A 19454-nucleotide genomic window follows, 5' to 3' on the forward strand; every position below is an offset into this window, starting at 1 on the left:
GAAGTCCTTAGATAAGTCCGAGCTTGCCCAGCTCGATCTGAGCGCTGAGTACGTCGTGGGCAAGGGTCAGTCCAGATATCTCGTTGGCCTGTACGAGCAACTCGGCATTATGGATCTGCACCGTTGGTCCGCCCAGCACGACAGGGCAGGTGATATTGGCCAGCAATCGTGGCAGCTGGGTCACGTTCAGCGACTTGCTGGAATACAGCAATATGCCGCGTGGCTTGAGGTATTCGGCTGCCAGCGCCAGCTCGCCGACCGGCAATGGCCAGTCGAACACCTCGACCGGGCAATCGGCGCTGCTCACCAGCCAGGCCGCGAGCCACAGATGCGGCTCCAGCGGCAGATCGGACTGATTGACCAGCAGCAACGGGCTGCCATTGAGCTGACGGTTGTTGTGATAGATGCGCGCGCCGAACTTGCTGCGCAGCCAGGAGTAGAAAAACGTGCGCTCCAGTTGTGCGCCGAACTTGCCTTGCCAGCGCCGTTCCAGTTCGGCCAGCAGCGGCAGCAGCAACTGTTCACACAGTGTGCGCGGCGGGTACAGCGACATCGCCTGATTGAACACGTCATCGACCCGGCGTTCGGCCAGCTCGCCGATCGCGACCAGCAAGGTCTGACGCAATGCGTCCCAGTCGTTGGTCGGCGGCAGAGCGTCCTGGCGATTGTCATCGATCAGGCCCTTGACCTGACTGACCGACACGCCACGGTTGAGCCAGGTCAGAATCTTCATGACGCGCTGCACATGCTCGTCCGAATACAGCCGATGACCTTTGGCGGTGCGGTGCGGGACAATCAGTCCGTAACGCCGCTCCCAGGCGCGCAGGGTGACGGCGTTGACACCTGTCTGTCGTGCGACCTCGCGGATCGGCAGCCAGTCGCCCGGCACCTCTGTGTCTGTTTCATTCATGAGTCAAATCGCATTGCGCAGGCTGAGGTTTTCCGGGTGGGGCTGCATGTACACCTGCAGTGCCACATAGGGGTCCGGATGTTGGCGAAAATGATGCTTGAGCAGCGTCAGCGGCACGATCAGTGGCACGATGCCCTGGTGATACTGGGCGATGACCTGCTGGATTTCCTGCTTGTCCTCGCTGGTAATGGTTTGTTTCAAATAACCGCACAGGTGTTGCAGGACGTTGGTGTGCGTACTGCGCGTGGCGCACTTTTTCAAGGCCGCCATCAGCTGGCTGAAGTACAGCGGCGCGATTTCGTTCGGGTCGGTGCGGCCCATGCTGCCGAGCATCTTGCCCAGCGCCTTGTACTGCACCGGATCGTTGGCCATCAGCTGGTATTTATAGCGCGAGTGGAATTCGGTCAGGGCGCGCCGGGTGATGCCTTCCTTCAACAGCTGTTTCCAGGCGGCATAGGCAAACACGCGGGTGACGAAATTTTCGCGCAGCACCGCATCGTTGAGCCGGCCGTCTTCCTCAACGGGCAGATCGGGATGACGTTCGCAAAAGGCCTGCGCATAGATCCCGCGACCACCGCCATCGACCGGAGAGCCGTTTTCGCGGTAGACCTTGACGCGCTCCAGACCGCAGGACGGGGATTTCTGCATGAAGATGTAACCGCATATATCGCTCAGCTCATCGGCCATCTGTATGCCGTAATCCGCCAATGCCTCGGTAACGTCCAGGTCACGATTGACCGTGCCGAGCGCCTTTGGATTTTCTGCGTCGCCTACCAGCCTGATCGGCTCGCGGGGGATGCCCATGCCGATAGCGACTTCGGGGCACGCCTGGACGAAATCGAAATACTTGCTCAGCGCCTGCGTACACAGATGAGATTCCTTGTGTCCGCCATTGAAGCGAACCTCGGCACCCATCAGGCAGGCACTGATGCCGAGTTTGGGTTTTTCGATTAAGGACGTCGCCATCAGTCACCTCTACAGAAGACTTGTACAGATAGTTCGTGCTGTACAACTTGTCTTCATCATAGGGGTGTAACTGTACAAGTCAAATTCTTTGTAGAGGGCGGTAAAAGCTACTTCCAGCCCATTCGCCAGGTATTCGCCTGTTGCAACACCTGCCACGGCAGCCGCTCGCTGCGCTGGGTCAGCACAGCCTGCAGTTCGATTTCCAGCACAGTGCCTTCTTCGTCCTTGAACAGCTCGGTGACCAGGAAGTGCTTTTCCCGGTTGAGCGGGGTGGCGGCTGTCCATTTCGACAGCAGCAGCTTGCGCGGGTTGATCTGATTCATTGCACATGCTCCAGCAGTCGGCGCGCTGCTTCCTGGCCACTCAGCCATGCGCCTTCCACGCGCCCGGACAGGCACCAGTCGCCACAGACATAAATGCCCAGATCGGCGTCCGACAAGGCGCCCCATTCGTGAGAGCCGGCAGGCCGTGCGTACAGCCAGCGGTGGGCGAGGCTGAACACTGGCGGGGGCATGGTGCAATCGATCAATTCCGCGAATGCACCGTGCAACTGTTCGGTGACCTGTTCTCTGGAAGCGTCGAGATTCTGCCTGCTCCACTGGCTGGTGGCGTGCAGCACCCAGGTATCGAGCGTGGCGTCGCGACCAGGTTTGCTGCGGTCGCGGGCCAGCCAGTCCAGCGGGCTGTCCTGCACGAAGCAACCCTGCATGGGCGTCTGCAACGGGGTTTCGAAGGCCAGCGCCACGGCCCAGGTCGGGTCCATCTTCACGCCTGCCACGACGCTGGCCAGTTTCGGCGCAGCAGCCAGCAGGGCAGTGGCCTGAGGGGCCGGGGTGGCGATGATCACATGGCTGAAAGGGCCGTGGCTTTCGCCTTCGGCATCCAGCAGGTTCCAGTGTTGTTCGCCACGGAACACTTCAGTGATGCGACACGAGAACGACACCGGCAGATCGCCGCGCATCGCCCGGGTAATGGCGCTCATTCCAGGCGTGCCGACCCAGCGCACCTGCTCGTCCGGAGAGGGGCTGAGCCTGCCGCCATGAAAGTTATAGAGCGAGGGTGTCCACTCGGCGACGTGACCCTGGGTTTGCCACTGCTTGACTGCGGTGGCAAAGCGTCGGTCACGGGCGGTGAAATACTGTGCCCCCATGTCCAGCGAACCTGCGTCGCTGCGCTTGCTGGACATACGACCGCCGCTGCCGCGGCTCTTGTCGAAAAGGTGCACTTGATGCCCGGCGGATGTCAGCGCCTGGGCTGCGGAGAGTCCGGCGATACCGGTACCGATGATTGCGATAGGGACAGTCATAGGGGCCTCGTTACCTTGTCTGTACAGACTACGCCGTAGTTAAAACCTGTACAATCTTCTTGTTTGGTATAACTTGCAGTGGTTTTAGAATTTAGCGGTTGAGTCACATTGCCACTGGCAAGGTCGAACGGTTCAGCGACTCGGGCAAAGGCCTCGAGGCTGCGTTTCATTCTGCTGTGGCCTATGGTTCAGCTGACAGTTTCGTTTTCCGGACCAGCGTCACGGACAGCGTCACTGGTAAAAATAAGACTACCCAATTGTCACCTACGCCACGCGAGGTTATCTGCCATGCACATATTGCTGACCGGTGGTACTGGTTTGATAGGACGAGCGCTCTGCCGTTTCTGGTCTGCTCAAGGCCATGAATTGACGGTATGGAGCCGAAAACCCGCCGACGTCGTCGAGCTGTGCGGCCCTTCGGTGCGTGGCATTGCCAGCCTTGATGAGCTGGGTACGCAGCCGGTGGATGCAATTATCAACCTGGCGGGCGCGCCCATTGCGGATCGTCCGTGGACCCGCAAGCGCCGTCTGTTGCTGTGGGAAAGTCGCGTCGGCCTGACCGAGCAACTGCTGAAATGGCTGGGCACTCGCGAGCAAAAACCTGCGCTGATGATTTCCGGCTCTGCAGTCGGCTGGTATGGCGACAGTGGCGAGCGCGAAATCGACGAAACCTCGCTGCCTGCCAAGGAAGACTTTGCCAGCCAGCTGTGCAACGCCTGGGAAGAAACCGCACAACGCGCCGAGGCGCTGGGCGTGCGCGTGGTGCTGATACGCACAGGCCTGGTGCTGTCCGATCGTGCCGGTTTTCTTCAGCGTCTGTTACCCCCTTTCAAATTCGGCATGGGCGGGCCGATCGGCAATGGCAGGCAGTGGATGCCGTGGGTTCACATCCAGGATCAAATCGCCGCGATTGATTTTCTGTTGAATCTGAATGAAGCAAAGGGTCCTTATAATGTCTGTGCGCCGTCACCGGTGCGCAATCGTCAGTTTGCCAAGGCCCTGGCCGGCATTCTGCACCGGCCGGCATTCATGCCCATGCCGGCGCTGGCCCTGAAAGTATTGCTGGGCGAGCTTTCGGTATTGCTGCTCGGTGGCCAGCGTGCACGGCCGGAGCGTTTGCAGGAAGCTGGTTTTACATTCAAGTACACCGAACTCGACACCGCCTTGCAGGATTTGCTGGGTCGCCACTGAACGCTGTTGAAATGAATAGGATGTTGCATGACCGATCACGCTTTGTTGCTGGTCAATCTGGGTTCGCCTGCCTCTACTCAAGTGGCAGACGTGCGCAGCTATCTGAACCAGTTCCTGATGGATCCTTATGTGATCGACCTGCCATGGCCAGTGCGCAGGCTGCTGGTCTCGCTGATTCTGATCAAGCGGCCCGAGCAGTCCGCACACGCCTATGCGTCCATCTGGTGGGATGAAGGTTCGCCCCTGGTGGTGCTGAGCAAGCGTCTGCAGCAGGCGATGAAAAAGGAGTGGTCGCACGGGCCGGTCGAACTGGCCATGCGTTATGGCGAGCCGTCCATCGAAACCGTGCTGACGCGGCTGGCAGAGCAGGGCTTCAAGAAAGTCACCCTGGCGCCGCTGTACCCGCAGTTCGCCGACAGCACGGTGACCACGGTCATTGAAGAAGCCAAACGCGTGGTGCGCGCCAAATCGTTGAAGATGCAGTTCTCGGTTCTGCAGCCGTTCTACGATCAGCCCGAGTACCTGAGTGCACTGGTGGAAAGCGTGCGGCCGCATCTGGAGCAACCTTATGACCATTTGCTGCTGAGCTTCCACGGTCTGCCCGAGCGGCACCTGCACAAGCTCGACCCGACCGGCAAGCATTGCCTGAAGGACGACTGCTGCATGACCGCACCCGCCGAAGTGCTCGCCACCTGCTATCGCGCGCAGTGCATACAATCGGCGGCGGCGTTCGCCAAGCGTATGGGCATTCCTGACGGTAAGTGGTCGGTGTCGTTCCAGTCACGTCTGGGGCGCGCCAAGTGGATCGAACCCTACACCGAAGCGCATCTGGATGAACTGGCGGCGAAAGGTGTCAGGAAGCTGCTGGTCATGTGCCCGGCGTTCGTCGCTGATTGCATCGAGACACTGGAAGAGATCGGTGACCGCGGTGCCGAGCAGTTCAAGGAAGCGGGCGGAGAGGAACTGATCCTGATCCCTTGCCTGAACGACGACCCCAACTGGGCGAAAGAGCTGAACAGGCTGTGCGAGCGTGCGCCGTTGATGTTGTGATGCGCTGAACCGCGGAGCATGGGCACGATAGTGTTCTTCCAGACGCTTATCGTTCCTCACGCTCCAGTGTGGGAATGCCCTGGGTGACGCTCCGCGTCACAAATCTGCGCCGCACCCCATGTTCAGGACAGGGCGCAGAGCGTCCGGAACTGCATGCCAACGCGGAGCATTGGCACGATAGTCAAGAAGTGAAGCGTCAAGGCAACTGATCATCCAGTTGCTTGTTCTTCCAGCTGTCATTGCCCGGCAGGATCAGGTTCAGGGCGATGGCGGTCACGGCGCACAGGGCAATGCCTTTCAGGCCGAAATCGTTCGGTCCGTTGCCGGTGCCGATCAATACGCCGCCGATCCCGAACACCAGCGTGACCGAGACAATCACCAGATTGCGCGCTTCGGCCAGGTCGATCTTGTGGCGGATCAGGGTGTTCATGCCCACTGCGGCAATCGAACCGAACAGCAGGCACAGAATGCCGCCCATTACCGGGACTGGAATGCTCTGCAGCAGCGCCCCGAATTTGCCGATGAACGCCAGGATGATGGCAAAGAACGACGCCCAGATCATGATCTGCGGGTTGTAGTTCTTGGTCAGCATCACCGCGCCAGTCACTTCGGCGTAGGTGGTATTGGGCGGGCCGCCGAACAGGCCGGCAGCGGTGGTGGCGATGCCGTCGCCGAACAACGTGCGGTGCAGGCCCGGCTTTTTCAGGTAGTCGCGTCCGGTCACGCTGCCGACTGCAATCACCCCGCCGATGTGTTCGATGGCCGGGGCCAGGGCGACCGGGACAATGAACAGAATCGCCTGCCAGTTGAATTCCGGTGCGGTGAAGTGCGGCAAGGCCAGCCAGGCGGCGTCAGCAATCTTTTTGGTATCGACCACACCAAAGTAGAACGACAGCGCGAAGCCCACCAGCACGCCGGAGATGATCGGCACCAGACGGAAAATGCCTTTGCCGAACACCGCCACAATCAGTGTGGTCAGCAAGGCCGGCATCGAAATCAGCATGGCGGTCTGATAAGGAATCAACTGCACGCCATCGCCGGACTTGCCCATCGCCATGTTGGCTGCAATCGGCGCCATCGCCAGACCGATCGAGATGATGACCGGCCCGATCACCACAGGAGGCAGCAGGCGGTCGATGAAACCGGTGCCCTTGATCTTCACGGCCAGACCGAGAAAGGTGTACACAAAGCCTGCCGCCATGACACCGCCCATGGTCGCGGCCAGACCGAACTGGCCCTTGGCGAGGATGATCGGGGTGATGAAGGCAAAGCTCGAGGCCAGAAAGACCGGCACCTGACGCCCGGTGACGATCTGGAACAACAGCGTGCCCAGGCCTGCGGTGAACAGTGCCACGTTCGGATCGAGCCCGGTGATCAGCGGCATCAGGACCAGCGCGCCAAAGGCCACGAACAGCATTTGCGCGCCGGATAGAATCGTGCGCCACAGTGGATCGTTGAACTCCTGCTGCGTCATCGGGTTACGCGTCCTTCTGCTTGGTGCCGAAAATCTTGTCACCGGCATCGCCCAGGCCCGGAATGATGTAGCCGTGTTCGTTAAGACGCTCGTCGATGGAGGCGGTGTAGATCATCACATCCGGGTGCGCTTGCTCTACGGCAGCGATACCTTCGGGCGCCGCGACCAGGACCATGGCGCGGATTTCCTTGCAGCCAGCCTTCTTCAGCAGGTCAATGGTGGCGACCATCGAGCTGCCGGTGGCCAGCATCGGGTCGATGATCATCGCCAGGCGCTCGTCGATTTCCGGGACCAGTTTTTCCAGGTAAGTGTGTGCCTGCAGGGTTTCTTCGTTGCGGGCCACGCCGACCGCGCTGACCTTGGCACCCGGAATCAGGCTGAGCACGCCGTCCAGCATGCCGATACCGGCGCGCAGAATCGGCACGACGGTGATTTTCTTGCCTGCGATCTTCTCGACTGACACCGTACCGGCCCAGCCTTGAATGTCGTAGTTTTCCAGGGTCAGGTCGGCCGTGGCTTCATAGGTCAGCAGCGCGCCGACTTCCTGAGCCAGCTCACGGAAGTTCTTGGTACTGATGTCGGCGCGGCGCATAAGGCCGAGCTTGTGGCGGATCAGCGGGTGACGGATCTCACGAATGGGCATGGGGAAAGGCTCCAGCGGGGCAAAAATCGGTCTAGGTTAATCTATTCAGCTGTTACTGTCTTAAAGCACGTGCAGTATCGTTACGAAGCTTCGACGTTCGCGGCTTTTGCAAGACACACGCAACGTTAGTCCAGAATCACTTGCTCTGGCTTGAACGGATGCGTACCTTTGCCCGCTTTTCTCAAACTGCCTTACCTGGAGAGCGTCATGTCCGCTGATCTCGAGCATATCCGTCAAGTCATGCGCGAAGCTGACTGCCTGTACACCGAGGCCGAAGTGGATGCGGCCATTGCCCGCGTCGGCGCGCAGATCAATGCCGAACTGGCCGAGCGCAATCCTGTCGTGTTCTGCGTCATGAATGGCGGCCTGATTTTCTCCGGCAAGCTGCTCACCCACCTGAACTTCCCGCTGGAAGCGTCCTACCTGCACGCAACGCGTTATCGCAACGAAACCACCGGTGGTGATCTGTTCTGGAAAGCCAAGCCGGAAGTCTCGTTCATGGACCGTGACGTGCTGATCATCGACGACATCCTCGATGAAGGTCACACCCTGGGCGCCATCATCGACTTCTGCCGACACGCCGGTGCCCGCGCCGTGCACACCGCCGTGCTGATCGACAAGGACCACGACCGCAAGGCCCGTCCGGACCTGAAAGCCGACTACGTCGGCCTGCCGTGCATCGACCGCTACATCTTCGGTTTCGGTATGGACTACAAAGGCTACTGGCGTAACGCTGCCGGTATCTATGCGGTCAAAGGGATGTAAGGCATTCTGACGGCCGCTTCTGCGAACAGGGGCGGTCGTCGATTCGCAATTATATGGAAACCCTCAATGAAGCTACTGATTCCCGGCGCCGTGGCGTTGGTGCTGTTGTCTGGTCTGGCAGTTGCCGCACCTGCTGCGCCGGTTTCGGCCAGCCCCATGCACGATCAATACCTGCCGCCTGACGACCTGAGCCTGCGCGAAGGTGTGCCCGAGCAGCAACAGTTGATGCGTGTCACCGAATACACCATCGTTGCCGGTAACCAGCGGCAGTCGAGTCAGCAGCCGATTCCGGTCACCTCGCCCTTGTCGCTGCGCCTCAAGGGCAAGTCGCTGAACAAGGGCGCGTCCATCTCCCAGGTGCTCGTGCACTTCGATGGCGGTGATAGCAAAAGCCTTAAAAAGCCGACCTATGATGAGCCGTCGCGCACCTTGACGCTTTATTACCCGCTGTCCCAATACCGTGTGCTGGTGGACTTGCTGCGCAACGAGAAGGTCTATTGCCAGTTCCTCAGTTATGCCAACGGGCACATCTGGGCTGATCTGCACACCACCTCTGCACGTGCGCGTTGAGCGCGGCGCTCGCCGGAGGGTAAACTGCCCGACCGTGAAAGTGTCTGCGACCCGCTGGAGCCTGTAATGCGTAAAGATAAGAAGCAGTTGATTGGCGATGAGATCGGCGATGAGCAGATTAAACTGTTCCTCGATTTCGAGCCGTATGATGCTACCTCGCCGTCGCTGCACAAGCTGATCAAGGCCTACCGTGGGCTGCGCATCAACGATTTCGAACGCTTTCTGGTGTTCTTCAAGGAAGCGGGCCATGACTTCGATGGCAAGGACGAGCACGGTAACGATTTCATTGCCCTGATCAAGGATCAGCGCAACGCCGATGAATACATCGAACTGATCGAGAAAGCCCGCGGTTGACTATCCTGCCAAGGCTCCGCACTGCCAGGGCTGGACGCAGAGCGTCCGGAACTGCATTCCCACGCGGAGCGTGAGGAACGAGAGGCGCACCAGAGAACACCTATCGTGCCAATGCTCCGCGTTGGCATGCATTTCGTGACGCTCTGCGTCACACGGCTGCGCTGCACCGCACGCGGAGCGTAAGGACGAAAGCCGCAGTTATTTGCGCGCCTGATACGCCTTGCCGTAATGCCGCTCCAATCGTGACTGCAACAACTCCAGCCCGATCGACATGATCCAGTACAGCACCGCTGCGGTGGTCAGCATTTCGATGTATCGATAGCTGGAGCGGCCGTAAGACTGTGCCAGAAACATCACTTCCCAGACGCCCATCACTGAAATCAGTGAGGAGTCTTTGAGCATGGAGATGAACTGGTTGGTGGTCGGCGGAATGATCGTGCGCATGGCCTGGGGCAGGGTAACGCGCCAGAAGATCTGCGCCGGGCGCAAGGCCAGGGCCAGCGCGGCTTCACGCTGTCCGGCAGAGACGCCGATGATGCCCGCACGGAAAATCTCGCTCAGGTAAGCTCCGTAGTTGAGCGACAGCGCGATCACCCCCGCCGTGATGGCTCCGGGCACGATGCCGAGTTGTGGCAGGCCGAGATAGATCAGCAGGATCTGGATCAACAGCGGCGTGCCGCGAAAGAACGAGGCGTAAAAGCTGGCGATGCCGAACGCCACCGCGCTGCTGGAAAGCCGCGCGAGTGCCGTGACAAAGCCGAGCGCCACCGAGACCACGATCGAGCACACTGACACGAACAATGTCAGCGCCGCGCCCTGCAGAAAGCCGTTGGGGGCCAGATGCAGCCCGATCAGATTCGGCAGTTTGTCGAGGATGATCGACAGCTTCAGATCGAAGCTCAGGAAGAAACCGGCGAACAGCACAAACATGGCCAGCCAGGTCAGGTAAAGCCGTGTGCGGAAGCCGAAAACTCGCTTGAGCAGGCTCTGCTCGGCCTGCTCGGGTGGGCGCTGGGACTGAAAGGAAGTCATTTGCTGATGTCAGCACCGATCCACTTTTGCGACAGCTTGCTCAGGGTGCCGTCGCTCTTGAGTTCGGCGAAGACTTGGCGAACCTTGGCGTCCCATTCCGGATCGTCTTTTTCGATGGCCACCGAGTTGGGTTCTTCATACAGCGGCTCGCCCGCCAGTTTGAAGCGCTTGTCCTGATCCAGGCGCGGTTTTGCGGTCACCAGATTGGTGAGTATCGCGTCCAGCCGCTTGCCAGCACCCAGCCCGAGGTCTTGAAAGGCCACGTTGTCGTTGTCGTACGGGGCGATCTGTACGTCTTCGAACGGGTACTGCAGTGGCTTGTCTTCGGCGCCATCAATGACCAGATTCTTGTTCAGATAGCTTTCATAGCTGGAGGCGCTGGTCAGACCGACCTTCTTGCCGCTCAGGTCCTTGGCCGAATGAATACGATCATCCGAGGCGTTGACTACGATCACCGCAGGCGAGGCGTAATACTCGACCGGGAAGTTGAACACTTCGGCGCGGGCCTTGCTCGGTGTCATCGAGCAGACGCAGATGTCATAACGGCCACTCCAGTGGCCTGCGGCGATCACGTCCCAGGACGGCGTTTCAAGGCGCAACTTGACGCCCAGTTTCTGCGCCACGGCCTTGGCGACGTCGACATCGAAGCCGTCCAGTTCATTCTTGTCATTCAGGAAAGAGAAGGGCGGGTAACTTTCCATGAGGACGTTGACCAGCTCTTTGTTTTTCTGCACGCGATCCAGCGTGGCGCCGGCCATAGCGTGTGTGGAGGCCGCCAGAGTGACCAGGCCGATGCCCAGCAGAGCGCGATAATTCACAGATTTCCCCTGAAAAAGTGTTTGTAGTTTGATGAAAGGGCCGTATTAAATACGTTATACAAGACTGACTCATAATGAGTTTTTTTCATATACATATAAGCAGATCACATATGACTCAAGGCACAACTGTAATTCTCGATGGCGGCATGGGCCGTGAACTGCAGCGTCGCGGAGCCCCGTTTCGCCAGCCGGAGTGGTCGGCTCTGGCATTGAGTGAAGCACCCGAAGCGGTGAGTGCGGTACACGCCGCTTATATCGAAAGTGGTGCTCAGGTCATCACCAGTAACAGCTACGCCGTCGTGCCGTTTCATATTGGCGAAGAACGTTTTGCCCGCGAAGGTCAGGCATTGGCAGCGCTGGCCGGGCAACTGGCGCGCGAGTCGGCCGATGCCTCTGGCGGACGCGCCCGTGTGGCGGGCTCCATTCCGCCGCTGTTCGGTTCCTATCGCCCTGACCTGTATCAGCCGGAGCAGGCTGCCGATGTGCTGAAACCACTGGTTGCCGGGCTGTCGCCGTATGTCGACCTGTGGCTGGCCGAAACCCAGAGCTGCATTCTCGAAGCGCAGACCATCCGCGCCGGGCTGCCCAATGACGGAAAACCGTTCTGGCTGTCGTTCACCCTGCAGGATGAGGACGCTGACGAAACTCCGCGTCTGCGCTCAGGCGAGCCGGTCGCCGACGCCGCCAGGGCCGCCGCAGCAATGGGGGTCGCCACGCTGCTGTTCAACTGCAGCCAGCCAGAGGTGATCGGCGGCGCAATCGACGCGGCGCGTGAGGTGTTCAAGTCGTTGAACGTCGACATAGCCATTGGTGCGTATGCCAACGCCTTCCCGCCGCAACCCAAGGACGCCACGGCCAACGACGGTCTGGATGAGCTGCGTGAAGACCTTGACCCGCAGGGCTATCAGCAGTGGGCGGCAGACTGGGTCAAGCGCGGCGCCACGCACATTGGCGGCTGCTGCGGAATTGGCCCGGAGCACATTGCCGTACTGTCCCGAAGCCTCTGACCGGCACCTGCAATACACCCAATAAAAAGCCCCGTGGCTGGTAAAGGCTCACGGGGCTTTTTGTTACAGCACAGCAGCAGCGGTAGGGTCAGGCGAAGCTGTGTTCCTGGCTGCTTTTCTCGACCAGTTCCAGCGCCTCGTCGTTCTGCGCGCTGATGCGCTCGTAGAGCGGCGCATCGGTTTCGAGGATCTTTTCCCTGGCCGGGAAAATCTCTTCGAGCTTGGTCGCCCATTCCGTGCGGGTTTTCTCCGGGAAGCAGCGTTCGAGCAGCTCAAGCATGATCGACACGGTCACCGATGCACCCGGTGACGCACCGAGCAGGGCGGCCAATGAGCCGTCTTTTGCGGAGACCAGCTCGGTGCCGAATTGCAGCACGCCGCCTTTTTTCGCGTCTTTCTTGATGATCTGCACGCGCTGACCGGCGATTTCGAGACGCCAGTCTTCGGCTTTCGCTTCCGGATAGAAGCGGCGCAGCGATTCCAGGCGTTGCTCCATTGATTGCATCACTTCGCTGACCAGGTATTTGGTCAGGTCCATGTTGTCGCGCGCCACCGCCAGCATCGGTTTGATGTTGGCCACGCGGACCGAGAGCGGCAGGTCGAGGAACGAGCCGTGTTTCAGGAACTTGGTGGTGAAGCCGGCATACGGTCCGAACAGCAGGGATTTCTTGCCATCGACCACGCGGGTGTCCAGGTGCGGCACGGACATTGGCGGCGAACCCACGGCGGCCTGGCTGTAGACCTTGGCCTGGTGATGCTTGACCACTTCCGGGTTGTCGCAACGCAGCCACTGACCGCTGACCGGAAAGCCGCCAAAGCCCTTGCTTTCTTCGATGCCCGACAACTGCAACAGCGGCAACGCTGCGCCACCGGCACCGAGGAACACGAATTTGGCATCTATCTCACGCGTGCCTCCGCCATTCACGTCCTTGACGCTGACGGTCCAGCCAGCGCCGTTGCGGGTCAGGTCGGTCACCCGGCTGCGGTACTTGATCTGTGTGCCTGGAGCACTGGTCAGATGGCCGAGCAGTTGATTGGTCAGCGCGCCAAAGTTGACGTCGGTGCCGTTCATCATGCGTGTTGCGGCAATTTTTTCGTCCGCAGGCCGCCCCGGCATCATCAATGGCATCCATTCGGCCAGCTTTGCCTTGTCTTCGGTATATTCCATCGAAGAGAAGGCGTGATGCTTGCTCATGGCTTCAAAACGGGTCTTGAGGAACGAGATGCCTTTTTCGCCCTGCACGAAGCTCAGGTGCGGGACCGGGTTGATGAACGATCTGGCTGAACCAAAGGTGCCCTTGCGTGCCAGATAGGCCCAGAACTGTTTCGAGACTTCGAACTGGGTGTTGATGTGCACCGCTTTCTTGATGTCGATGGAGCCATCAGCCGCAGGCGGCGTGTAGTTCAGCTCGCACAGACCTGCGTGGCCGGTGCCGGCGTTGTTCCACGGGTTGGAACTCTCTGCAGCACCGGAATCCATCAGCTCAACGACTTCCAGCGTGATGCCGGGGTCGAGCTCTTTAAGCAATACCGCCAGAGTGGCACTCATGATGCCCGCTCCGACCAGTACTACATCGACTGCTTCTTTATGCGCCATTAACGCGTCTCCAAAATCTGCAGCACCAAATTGACGGCATACGATCCTGAGGCTGGTTGCCAGGTGTTCGTGGGCTGGATCAAATGTCTACCCTCGTGCGCCTTGCCAGGATCGCCTGACCGATTCTTCGCAATTTTTCGCATCCAAAGCGCAGGTCCCGGTCAGGTCCGGTCATGGTTCATCATTGCTTCATGAACGCATTTCCAGGCCTGCGAGGCCATTCGACCATCGTCAGGGAGCCCCTTGTGCAATTGGCTCCTGCCGATGGCGTCAGGCTCCGGTCATGGAGGCGCAGTCGCGGTCAGTCCTGTTCAAGAGAGTCGGTTCAGACGCTGATGGTGCATTTACAAACGCGTACCTATTCATTTGCTCGCCACACTCTTGTGAAGTAGTGAAACCCGTTTTTCACGTCCTTTTGGGAACGCGAACCAAACCTCGAAATGGCTGCGATGACAGCGCTGGCAGGTCAGGAGCATAAAGAGTGAGGCGCTGACGGGCGGGAAAGGTTCGATTCGATTCGAGCTTTCTTCACCTTTCATCGAGCACACTCGTGCGCAAATGACCTGTGTGGGCGGCTCTCTGTGGGCATTACGAAGGCGCTAATACGGCGATTAGCAGTGCTGCGAGGCCCGATCAGGAGACGTCCTTATAATCGGGGGGAGATTATAGCGATGAAATGGCAGGAATTGATCGCTTTAAATGACTTTTATTCGCTCTCCGGTCAGGCGGTGAGCAACTGGCCGCGCGTTGAGCGTTCGCTACGCTGCGTCACGCGTGCGCTGGCGGGCAGTGGTCGATTCAGCCAGCTGATCCGTTGCTCGGTCACTTCAACCCATTCCACGCCGGTCGGACGTTGCGCGCAGTGTTTGAATGCACGGCAGATGCCTGCCTGATCGATACGCGCGTAGTGGCGATGCTGGGGGCGTGCAGTGAACAGAGACCGGAACAGATTCATGGCGCAGCTCCTGTGACGTGAATGAGCGTCTGTGCGATGGAGGCGAGTCTGCCGCGTGGATGTGACGCCATGATTACACCGTGCCGGATGAATCTCGCCCTGCGTTGCTGCGTGAACCCCGATGCGTGTCGAATGTCCGAGGCTTAACGGTCAGTGGCCTCTGGTTAGCGGCTGTTACAGGCCGCTATACTGCGGCACATTCAGTGTCTGGCCCATGGAGAAATGAGCATGCTGCGTCGCATTTTGTTCGGTTTGCTTGCTGTAAGCAGTTTGACCCTGGTGGGTTGCGCCCACAGCCCACAACAACTCAGCCCCACGCCCAAGCTCAACGCGCAGCTGGCGCCGGTAGGGCGCGGGCAGCCTGTGGTGGTGCGTGTCGTCGACGGCCGTCCTGGCCCGACACTGGGCACGCGCGGCGGCATGTACCCGGAAACCAGTTCGATCAGCGTCAACGGTGCCGATATCGTTCCCAAGCTCCAGGCCCAGGCTGAAGCCGCCGTGCGCCTGTTGGGCTTTACGCCGACCCAGGGCGGCAGCGCTCCGCAGTTGACCGTGACCCTCGCTGACTTGAAGTACCAGTCGCCCAAGGAAGGTCTGTATGTGACTGAAGCCACCATCAGCTCGACGTTCCGCGCTGACGTGCGCAATAACGGTCGCACCTACAGTGGTCGTTACGCCGCATCGCTGGATCAGCGTTTCGGTATGGCGCCGAATCAGGAAACCAACACCAAGCTGGTGAGCGACGTGCTGAGCGACGCACTGACCCGCGTGTTCCAGGACCCGACCATCGGTTCGACCCTGTCGCAGTAAGCCTCTAACCATCGCGATAAAAAAAGCCCGGCCCCTGTTGAGGGGGGGCCGGGCTTTTTGCTGTTCCGGGTTTGGTATCAGGCTGCCTGCTGGTAAAAGTCCAGAAAACTCAACCCCGTGTCCTGATCCAGATCCGGCAGATCATAATGAACATGCCCGCCCAGTGCGCAGTAGACCAACCAGTGGCGGTCCTGAACATTGAAGGCAAGGCCATCGATCAACTCCTGCTGCTCATCGCTTGGGGCAATGAGATAAAGGCGATCCTGATTTTTTGCATGCAGCATGACAAGCTCCAAAGAGAGGGAAGTCCGTTTCTCGAGGAGCCACACAATGCAGGCGAAGTATGACGCTGGGGTGACAGCGGCAGAGAATTGTCATGCAGAATATTTCGGGGCGCATGACCACGCGGAGCATGGGCATGACACGTGCTCTCCCGCATACCTATCGCTCCTCACGCTCCTCACGCTCCTCACGCTCCAGCATGGGAGTGCCTTGGGTGACGCTCTGCGTCACGGCGCGCTGAAGCGCTCAAGACCGGACGCAGAGCATCCAGAACGGCGTACCCACGCGGAGCATGGGCGCGATAGACGTTCCGACTCTTAAAGCGCCAGCCCTGCCTTGACGCGGTATTGGTTGCGCACCGGTGTCGCGTATTGCTGAATCATGTAAGGGCGGTGCTCGATCGGCGTGCCAGCCAGGCGACTTTCCCACTCCTCCCTGGCGCGTTCGAGTTCATCGGCCGGGAACAGTGCGTCAGCCTTCGGCACTTCCAGCGCCGGATCGGCATCGCTCCACTGCGCGTAAGCCAGGTAATGCACCGGGAACAGCCGATAGCCGCCGAGAATCTGCCGGTCCATCTCGATGGCCAGTTGCTTGGTGTCCTCGAAATACTCGGTGATCGGCGGTGCGAAGTTCACGTGGACACGGCCTTTATAGCCGGTGATGCCGAGGGCAATGCTCACGTCGTCTTCGCCCGGCGTCTTGGTGTAGACGCCGGTTGTCGCACGAATGTACAGCTCGCGGGCCTTGGCGCTGTCGCACGGATCATATTCGTAGCTGATCGACACCGGGATCAGGTTCAGCGAACGGATCACGTCGCCAAACGGCTCATCCTTGCGGCTCATGTGGAACATCTTGAGGATCGCCGACTCGGTACGGTCGTCACCGTCCTTGGCGCGGCCCTCGGCCTGAGCGATCCAGATCGACTGGCAGTCCTTGGTGATCGAGTGATTGATGTACGCCGACAGCAATTGATAAGCCGCCATTTTCTCGCGTCGCCCGATGATCGAGCGATGCACGATGAAGCTCTTGTTCAGGCGCATCAGGTCGCTGACGAATGGCTTTTGCAGCAGGTTGTCGCCAATCGCTATGCGCGGAGTGGGCAGGCCTGCGTGGTACACGGCGTAGTTGACGAACGCCGGGTCCATGACGATATCGCGATGGTTGGCCAAAAACAGGTAGGCGCAACCGGACTTCAGCTGTTCGACGCCGGTGTAGGTGACCCCGTCCGTGGCGCGTTCGATCGTGTGGTCGACGTAATATTCGACCTTGTCCTGCAGCGTGGCGACCGAGTCGATACCGGCAAACTCGCGGCGCAGCTTGCGCGCCAGGGTAGGCTGCAGCAGCCAGCCGAATGCGCCCGCGAGGCGGGGAAAGCGGAATCGGGTCAGAATGGCGAGAAAGGCTTTGTCGCTCAGCAGACGTGCCAAGACGGCGGGGACTTCTGCATCGTTGTAAGGTCGGATGGCATCAAATTCGCCCATCATGCTCTCTTGTTTGAATCGAATAGGGTAAAAAGAAGACGGATTTGTTAAAACTGCCTTCTGAAGAATGGGTCAATTATACGCATAACTGATCCCGGAGACCGTGATGCAGGAATTACAGAGTTACGACTGCCCTTATTGCGGCGAACCTGTCGAAGCCGTACTGGACCTTTCCGGTGGCGATCAACAGTACATTGAAGACTGTCCGGTCTGTTGCCGCCCGATCATTTTCGACCTGCAGACCGACGGCGAAGACTGGAATCTGGACGTTCGCAGCGAGAACGAGTGATGCAGAAGATCTACGAGCCCGAGAACCTGATGGAGGCCGAGTTGCTGCTGGCAATGCTCGCCAGTGAAGGCATCAAGGCGCATCTGGCCGGTCGCGATCTGCTCGGGGCGATGGGCGAGCTGCCGGGGCTGGGGCTGCTGGCACTCAGGGTCGAAGATGCGCAGGTCGCTCGCGCACGAGCGTTGATCACTGCGTACAATAGCGCCTCGCCTCTGTCTGGCGATGAGCCGGACGACTTCCCCGATGTACTGGTGTGCTGAGCACCTTAAAAGAGTCTGATTAGCCCCCATGTGTGGACGCTACGCCCTGTTTCGCTGGACCCCTGCCTTTGCCGCCTTGCCCGGTTTTCCTGCCGATCAGCAGGCGCAATGGAACATTTCGCCAGCCGACTGGGTGTTGATCATGCGCGCCGCCGAAAACGCTGACGGTATCGAGCTGGTGCGCGCGCGCTGGGGCCTGACGCCGGCCTGGCTCACCGATCTGTCGAAAACACCCGCCCATGCCCGCGCCGAAACCGTGGCCGAGCAACCCATGTTTCGTGACGCCTTTACCCATCGCCGCTGCCTGCTGCCCGCCAACGGCTTTTACGAGTGGCGCGGCACGGTGCGCAAGCGTCCGTTCTGGCTGACGCCGGGGGAGGGCGCCGCGCTGTTTTTCGCCGCCATCTGGGAAGCCTACCCGGTGCAGGGGCATACGTACCTGAGCGTCGCGGTGGTCACCCAGGCGGCTGCGACCCAGCGTCGGCCATTGATTCTGGATGCCAAGGGTCAGAAAGACTGGCTGGCCGCCGACACGCCGCTGCCGACGTTGCAAGCGTTATTGGCTGCCCCGCAGACGGCGCTGCGCGAACGGCCTCTGGCCAATCTGGTCAACGATCCCAAGCTGAATGCGCCCGAGTGCCTCACGCCATTAAGCTAGGCGGGGACGGCAAAAAACACCGAATCGGACAAATCCGATATCCGCGTTGAAGTACATCTGATACAAACTGGACACACCTGCGGGAACCATCCACCCCTGTCAAAGACCAAGATGCCAGTTGGCCGGTATCTGGCGCAGAGGTCTGCCCCGGGACTGACCGTTTTACACACAAGGAGATACACCATGCGTCCTTCATTTGCCTTCTGTGCCTTGAGCGCTGCGTTGCTGCTCGGCGGGTGTCAGGCAGTCAATACCACGAGTGGCGACTCGGTCGGTGTGGAGCGCAAACAGTACATGTTCAGCATGCTCTCCACGGATGAAGTCAACAAAATGTACGCCCAGTCCTACCAGCAGACCGTTGGCGAGGCGACCAGCAAAGGGGTGCTGGACACCACCAGCGCCAATGCCAAGCGGGTTCATGCAATCGCCAATAGACTGATTGCCCAGGCGCCCAAATTGCGGCCTGATTCGGCGCAGTGGCAGTGGGAAGTCAACCTGATCAAGAGCGACGAGCTGAACGCCAATTGTGGTCCTGGCGGCAAGATTTTCGTTTACACCGGTCTGATTGATACCCTCAAGCTGACCGACGATGAAATCGCTGCGGTCATGGGCCACGAGATCGCCCATGCCCTGCGCGAGCACGGGCGTGAAGCGATGTCCAAGGCATACGGCGTTTCAATGGCCAAGCAGGGCGCAGGTGCCTTGCTGGGATTGGGACAGGACAGCCTGGCGTTGGCAGATACCGTGGTCAACTACAGCCTGACACTGCCCAACAGCCGCAGTAACGAGAACGAAGCCGATCTGCTCGGTCTGGAACTGGCCGCACGTGCCGGTTACAACCCGAATGCGGCGATCACCCTGTGGCAGAAGATGACCCAGAACTCCGGTGGTTCGCAGCCTGAGTTCATGAGCACTCACCCGGCCTCGGAAAGTCGCATCGCTTCGTTGCAGGCTGCGATTCCGAAAGTCATGCCGCTGTATCAGGCTGCCCCCAAATCCTGAGTGAATGAGTCGTCCGTAGCGTTGCGAGTGTCTT

Annotated in this window: 23 protein-coding genes; 11 read left to right on the forward strand and 12 right to left on the reverse strand. The window is 59.7% G+C overall.

From position 1 onward, the window contains the following. Positions 1-7: 7 nt before the first annotated feature. The 4 genes from BLR16_RS09690 to BLR16_RS09705 all read right to left on the reverse strand — a co-directional run bounded on the left by BLR16_RS09690 (position 8) and on the right by BLR16_RS09705 (position 3182). A complete protein-coding gene (locus tag BLR16_RS09690; RefSeq protein WP_058397492.1) occupies positions 8-910 on the reverse strand; it encodes a MerR family transcriptional regulator in 903 nt (300 codons plus the stop codon). 3 nt (positions 911-913) lie between these two features. After that, positions 914-1876 carry a YbgA family protein gene (locus BLR16_RS09695; RefSeq protein ID WP_074805791.1) on the reverse strand — a complete coding sequence of 321 codons (963 nt, stop codon included), beginning with the start codon at positions 1874-1876 and terminating at the stop codon, positions 914-916. Between the two features lie 107 nt (positions 1877-1983). Continuing rightward, positions 1984-2199 carry a TIGR02450 family Trp-rich protein gene (locus BLR16_RS09700; protein WP_074805788.1) on the reverse strand — a complete coding sequence of 72 codons (216 nt, stop codon included), beginning with the start codon at positions 2197-2199 and terminating at the stop codon, positions 1984-1986. Next, positions 2196-3182 carry an NAD(P)/FAD-dependent oxidoreductase gene (locus tag BLR16_RS09705; protein ID WP_003365592.1) on the reverse strand — a complete coding sequence of 329 codons (987 nt, stop codon included), beginning with the start codon at positions 3180-3182 and terminating at the stop codon, positions 2196-2198. Before BLR16_RS09705 ends, BLR16_RS09700 begins: the two co-directional genes overlap by 4 nt. Before the next feature lie 288 nt (positions 3183-3470). On the opposite strand from BLR16_RS09705, the gene BLR16_RS09710 reads away from it, so the two are divergent. Together BLR16_RS09710 and hemH are read left to right on the forward strand one after the other, a co-directional pair. Then, positions 3471-4373 (forward strand): TIGR01777 family oxidoreductase, encoded by a 903-nt coding sequence (locus BLR16_RS09710; RefSeq protein WP_003433707.1) that lies wholly within the window; start codon positions 3471-3473, stop codon positions 4371-4373. A 27-nt stretch (positions 4374-4400) separates the two neighbouring features. Further along, complete coding sequence (gene hemH, locus BLR16_RS09715) at positions 4401-5423, forward strand: ferrochelatase (RefSeq protein ID WP_024661430.1); 1023 nt, start codon at positions 4401-4403, stop codon at positions 5421-5423. A gap of 196 nt (positions 5424-5619) precedes the next feature. On the opposite strand, the gene BLR16_RS09725 is transcribed toward hemH, so the two are convergent. Both BLR16_RS09725 and upp read right to left on the reverse strand, forming a co-directional pair. Continuing rightward, positions 5620-6897: a uracil-xanthine permease family protein gene (locus BLR16_RS09725; protein ID WP_003365584.1), complete on the reverse strand. Its 1278-nt coding sequence runs from the start codon at positions 6895-6897 to the stop codon at positions 5620-5622. Between the two features lie 4 nt (positions 6898-6901). Further along, on the reverse strand, positions 6902-7540 hold the full coding sequence (gene upp, locus BLR16_RS09730; protein WP_003365583.1) for a uracil phosphoribosyltransferase: 639 nt from the start codon (positions 7538-7540) through the stop codon (positions 6902-6904). 207 nt (positions 7541-7747) lie between these two features. Here upp and BLR16_RS09735 point away from each other — a divergent pair, with 207 nt between their 5' ends. From BLR16_RS09735 to BLR16_RS09745, 3 genes are all read left to right on the forward strand, one after another. Then, positions 7748-8305 (forward strand): hypoxanthine-guanine phosphoribosyltransferase, encoded by a 558-nt coding sequence (locus BLR16_RS09735; protein ID WP_003433705.1) that lies wholly within the window; start codon positions 7748-7750, stop codon positions 8303-8305. A 66-nt stretch (positions 8306-8371) separates the two neighbouring features. Beyond that, positions 8372-8875 (forward strand): hypothetical protein, encoded by a 504-nt coding sequence (locus tag BLR16_RS09740; RefSeq protein ID WP_003365577.1) that lies wholly within the window; start codon positions 8372-8374, stop codon positions 8873-8875. 66 nt (positions 8876-8941) lie between these two features. Next, positions 8942-9229, forward strand: coding sequence for a PA4642 family protein (locus tag BLR16_RS09745; RefSeq protein WP_003365576.1), 288 nt, complete (start codon positions 8942-8944; stop codon positions 9227-9229). A 198-nt stretch (positions 9230-9427) separates the two neighbouring features. Here the strand turns inward: BLR16_RS09745 and BLR16_RS09750 are convergent, their stop codons facing one another. Further along, positions 9428-10261 carry an amino acid ABC transporter permease gene (locus BLR16_RS09750; protein WP_054080645.1) on the reverse strand — a complete coding sequence of 278 codons (834 nt, stop codon included), beginning with the start codon at positions 10259-10261 and terminating at the stop codon, positions 9428-9430. After that, positions 10258-11079 (reverse strand): ABC transporter substrate-binding protein, encoded by an 822-nt coding sequence (locus BLR16_RS09755; protein ID WP_003365572.1) that lies wholly within the window; start codon positions 11077-11079, stop codon positions 10258-10260. Before BLR16_RS09755 ends, BLR16_RS09750 begins: the two co-directional genes overlap by 4 nt. Before the next feature lie 110 nt (positions 11080-11189). Between BLR16_RS09755 and BLR16_RS09760 the strand changes: the two genes are divergently transcribed. Beyond that, positions 11190-12086 (forward strand): homocysteine S-methyltransferase family protein, encoded by an 897-nt coding sequence (locus BLR16_RS09760; protein ID WP_074805785.1) that lies wholly within the window; start codon positions 11190-11192, stop codon positions 12084-12086. Positions 12087-12174: 88 nt separating this feature from the next. Here BLR16_RS09760 and mqo read toward each other — a convergent pair whose 3' ends face one another. Both mqo and BLR16_RS09770 read right to left on the reverse strand, forming a co-directional pair. Further along, positions 12175-13683, reverse strand: coding sequence for a malate dehydrogenase (quinone) (gene mqo, locus BLR16_RS09765; RefSeq protein WP_046719915.1), 1509 nt, complete (start codon positions 13681-13683; stop codon positions 12175-12177). A 721-nt stretch (positions 13684-14404) separates the two neighbouring features. Continuing rightward, the gene (locus BLR16_RS09770; RefSeq protein ID WP_003365562.1) at positions 14405-14638 is read right to left on the reverse strand and encodes a hypothetical protein; all 234 of its coding nucleotides are present in this window, start codon (positions 14636-14638) and stop codon (positions 14405-14407) included. A gap of 228 nt (positions 14639-14866) precedes the next feature. Here BLR16_RS09770 and BLR16_RS09775 point away from each other — a divergent pair, with 228 nt between their 5' ends. Next, entirely contained in the window at positions 14867-15448 is a 582-nt protein-coding gene (locus tag BLR16_RS09775) for a YajG family lipoprotein (RefSeq protein ID WP_003365560.1), read from the forward strand. Positions 15449-15525: 77 nt separating this feature from the next. Here the strand turns inward: BLR16_RS09775 and BLR16_RS09780 are convergent, their stop codons facing one another. Together BLR16_RS09780 and BLR16_RS09790 are read right to left on the reverse strand one after the other, a co-directional pair. Continuing rightward, positions 15526-15732 (reverse strand): hypothetical protein, encoded by a 207-nt coding sequence (locus BLR16_RS09780; RefSeq protein WP_046719914.1) that lies wholly within the window; start codon positions 15730-15732, stop codon positions 15526-15528. A gap of 315 nt (positions 15733-16047) precedes the next feature. Continuing rightward, on the reverse strand, positions 16048-17211 hold the full coding sequence (locus BLR16_RS09790; RefSeq protein ID WP_032609513.1) for a 1-acyl-sn-glycerol-3-phosphate acyltransferase: 1164 nt from the start codon (positions 17209-17211) through the stop codon (positions 16048-16050). A 106-nt stretch (positions 17212-17317) separates the two neighbouring features. On the opposite strand from BLR16_RS09790, the gene BLR16_RS09795 reads away from it, so the two are divergent. The 4 genes from BLR16_RS09795 (at position 17318) to BLR16_RS09810 (ending at position 19420) form a co-directional block, all read left to right on the forward strand. Then, entirely contained in the window at positions 17318-17500 is a 183-nt protein-coding gene (locus BLR16_RS09795; protein ID WP_002552181.1) for a CPXCG motif-containing cysteine-rich protein, read from the forward strand. After that, a complete protein-coding gene (locus BLR16_RS09800; protein WP_074805782.1) occupies positions 17500-17760 on the forward strand; it encodes a putative signal transducing protein in 261 nt (86 codons plus the stop codon). The genes BLR16_RS09795 and BLR16_RS09800 overlap by 1 nt, the downstream gene beginning before the upstream one ends. Positions 17761-17788: 28 nt before the next feature. Next, on the forward strand, positions 17789-18418 hold the full coding sequence (locus BLR16_RS09805; protein ID WP_003365552.1) for an SOS response-associated peptidase: 630 nt from the start codon (positions 17789-17791) through the stop codon (positions 18416-18418). Positions 18419-18601: 183 nt separating this feature from the next. Continuing rightward, complete coding sequence (locus BLR16_RS09810; RefSeq protein ID WP_003365550.1) at positions 18602-19420, forward strand: M48 family metallopeptidase; 819 nt, start codon at positions 18602-18604, stop codon at positions 19418-19420. Positions 19421-19454: the final 34 nt, after the last annotated feature.

This window comes from Pseudomonas sp. BS3767, from assembly GCF_900099665.1.
GTDB classification, from domain to species: Bacteria; Pseudomonadota; Gammaproteobacteria; order Pseudomonadales; family Pseudomonadaceae; genus Aquipseudomonas; species Aquipseudomonas cerasi.

Bases quoted from the DNA above. Each gene is read 5' to 3' on its own strand.
- BLR16_RS09800 (WP_074805782.1), top strand. From the start codon at position 17,500: ATGCAGAAGATCTACGAGCCCGAGAACCTGATGGAGGCCGAGTTGCTG.
- BLR16_RS09705 (WP_003365592.1), bottom strand. From the start codon at position 3,182: ATGACTGTCCCTATCGCAATCATCGGTACCGGTATCGCCGGACTCTCC.
- BLR16_RS09725 (WP_003365584.1), bottom strand. From the start codon at position 6,897: ATGACGCAGCAGGAGTTCAACGATCCACTGTGGCGCACGATTCTATCC.
- hemH (WP_024661430.1), top strand. From the start codon at position 4,401: ATGACCGATCACGCTTTGTTGCTGGTCAATCTGGGTTCGCCTGCCTCT.
- BLR16_RS09770 (WP_003365562.1), bottom strand. From the start codon at position 14,638: ATGAATCTGTTCCGGTCTCTGTTCACTGCACGCCCCCAGCATCGCCAC.
- BLR16_RS09695 (WP_074805791.1), bottom strand. From the start codon at position 1,876: ATGGCGACGTCCTTAATCGAAAAACCCAAACTCGGCATCAGTGCCTGC.
- mqo (WP_046719915.1), bottom strand. From the start codon at position 13,683: ATGGCGCATAAAGAAGCAGTCGATGTAGTACTGGTCGGAGCGGGCATC.
- BLR16_RS09780 (WP_046719914.1), bottom strand. From the start codon at position 15,732: ATGCTGCATGCAAAAAATCAGGATCGCCTTTATCTCATTGCCCCAAGC.
- BLR16_RS09760 (WP_074805785.1), top strand. From the start codon at position 11,190: ATGACTCAAGGCACAACTGTAATTCTCGATGGCGGCATGGGCCGTGAA.
- BLR16_RS09795 (WP_002552181.1), top strand. From the start codon at position 17,318: ATGCAGGAATTACAGAGTTACGACTGCCCTTATTGCGGCGAACCTGTC.
- upp (WP_003365583.1), bottom strand. From the start codon at position 7,540: ATGCCCATTCGTGAGATCCGTCACCCGCTGATCCGCCACAAGCTCGGC.
- BLR16_RS09750 (WP_054080645.1), bottom strand. From the start codon at position 10,261: ATGACTTCCTTTCAGTCCCAGCGCCCACCCGAGCAGGCCGAGCAGAGC.
- BLR16_RS09700 (WP_074805788.1), bottom strand. From the start codon at position 2,199: ATGAATCAGATCAACCCGCGCAAGCTGCTGCTGTCGAAATGGACAGCC.
- BLR16_RS09710 (WP_003433707.1), top strand. From the start codon at position 3,471: ATGCACATATTGCTGACCGGTGGTACTGGTTTGATAGGACGAGCGCTC.
- BLR16_RS09690 (WP_058397492.1), bottom strand. From the start codon at position 910: ATGAATGAAACAGACACAGAGGTGCCGGGCGACTGGCTGCCGATCCGC.
- BLR16_RS09805 (WP_003365552.1), top strand. From the start codon at position 17,789: ATGTGTGGACGCTACGCCCTGTTTCGCTGGACCCCTGCCTTTGCCGCC.
- BLR16_RS09745 (WP_003365576.1), top strand. From the start codon at position 8,942: ATGCGTAAAGATAAGAAGCAGTTGATTGGCGATGAGATCGGCGATGAG.
- BLR16_RS09735 (WP_003433705.1), top strand. From the start codon at position 7,748: ATGTCCGCTGATCTCGAGCATATCCGTCAAGTCATGCGCGAAGCTGAC.
- BLR16_RS09775 (WP_003365560.1), top strand. From the start codon at position 14,867: ATGCTGCGTCGCATTTTGTTCGGTTTGCTTGCTGTAAGCAGTTTGACC.
- BLR16_RS09740 (WP_003365577.1), top strand. From the start codon at position 8,372: ATGAAGCTACTGATTCCCGGCGCCGTGGCGTTGGTGCTGTTGTCTGGT.
- BLR16_RS09790 (WP_032609513.1), bottom strand. From the start codon at position 17,211: ATGGGCGAATTTGATGCCATCCGACCTTACAACGATGCAGAAGTCCCC.
- BLR16_RS09810 (WP_003365550.1), top strand. From the start codon at position 18,602: ATGCGTCCTTCATTTGCCTTCTGTGCCTTGAGCGCTGCGTTGCTGCTC.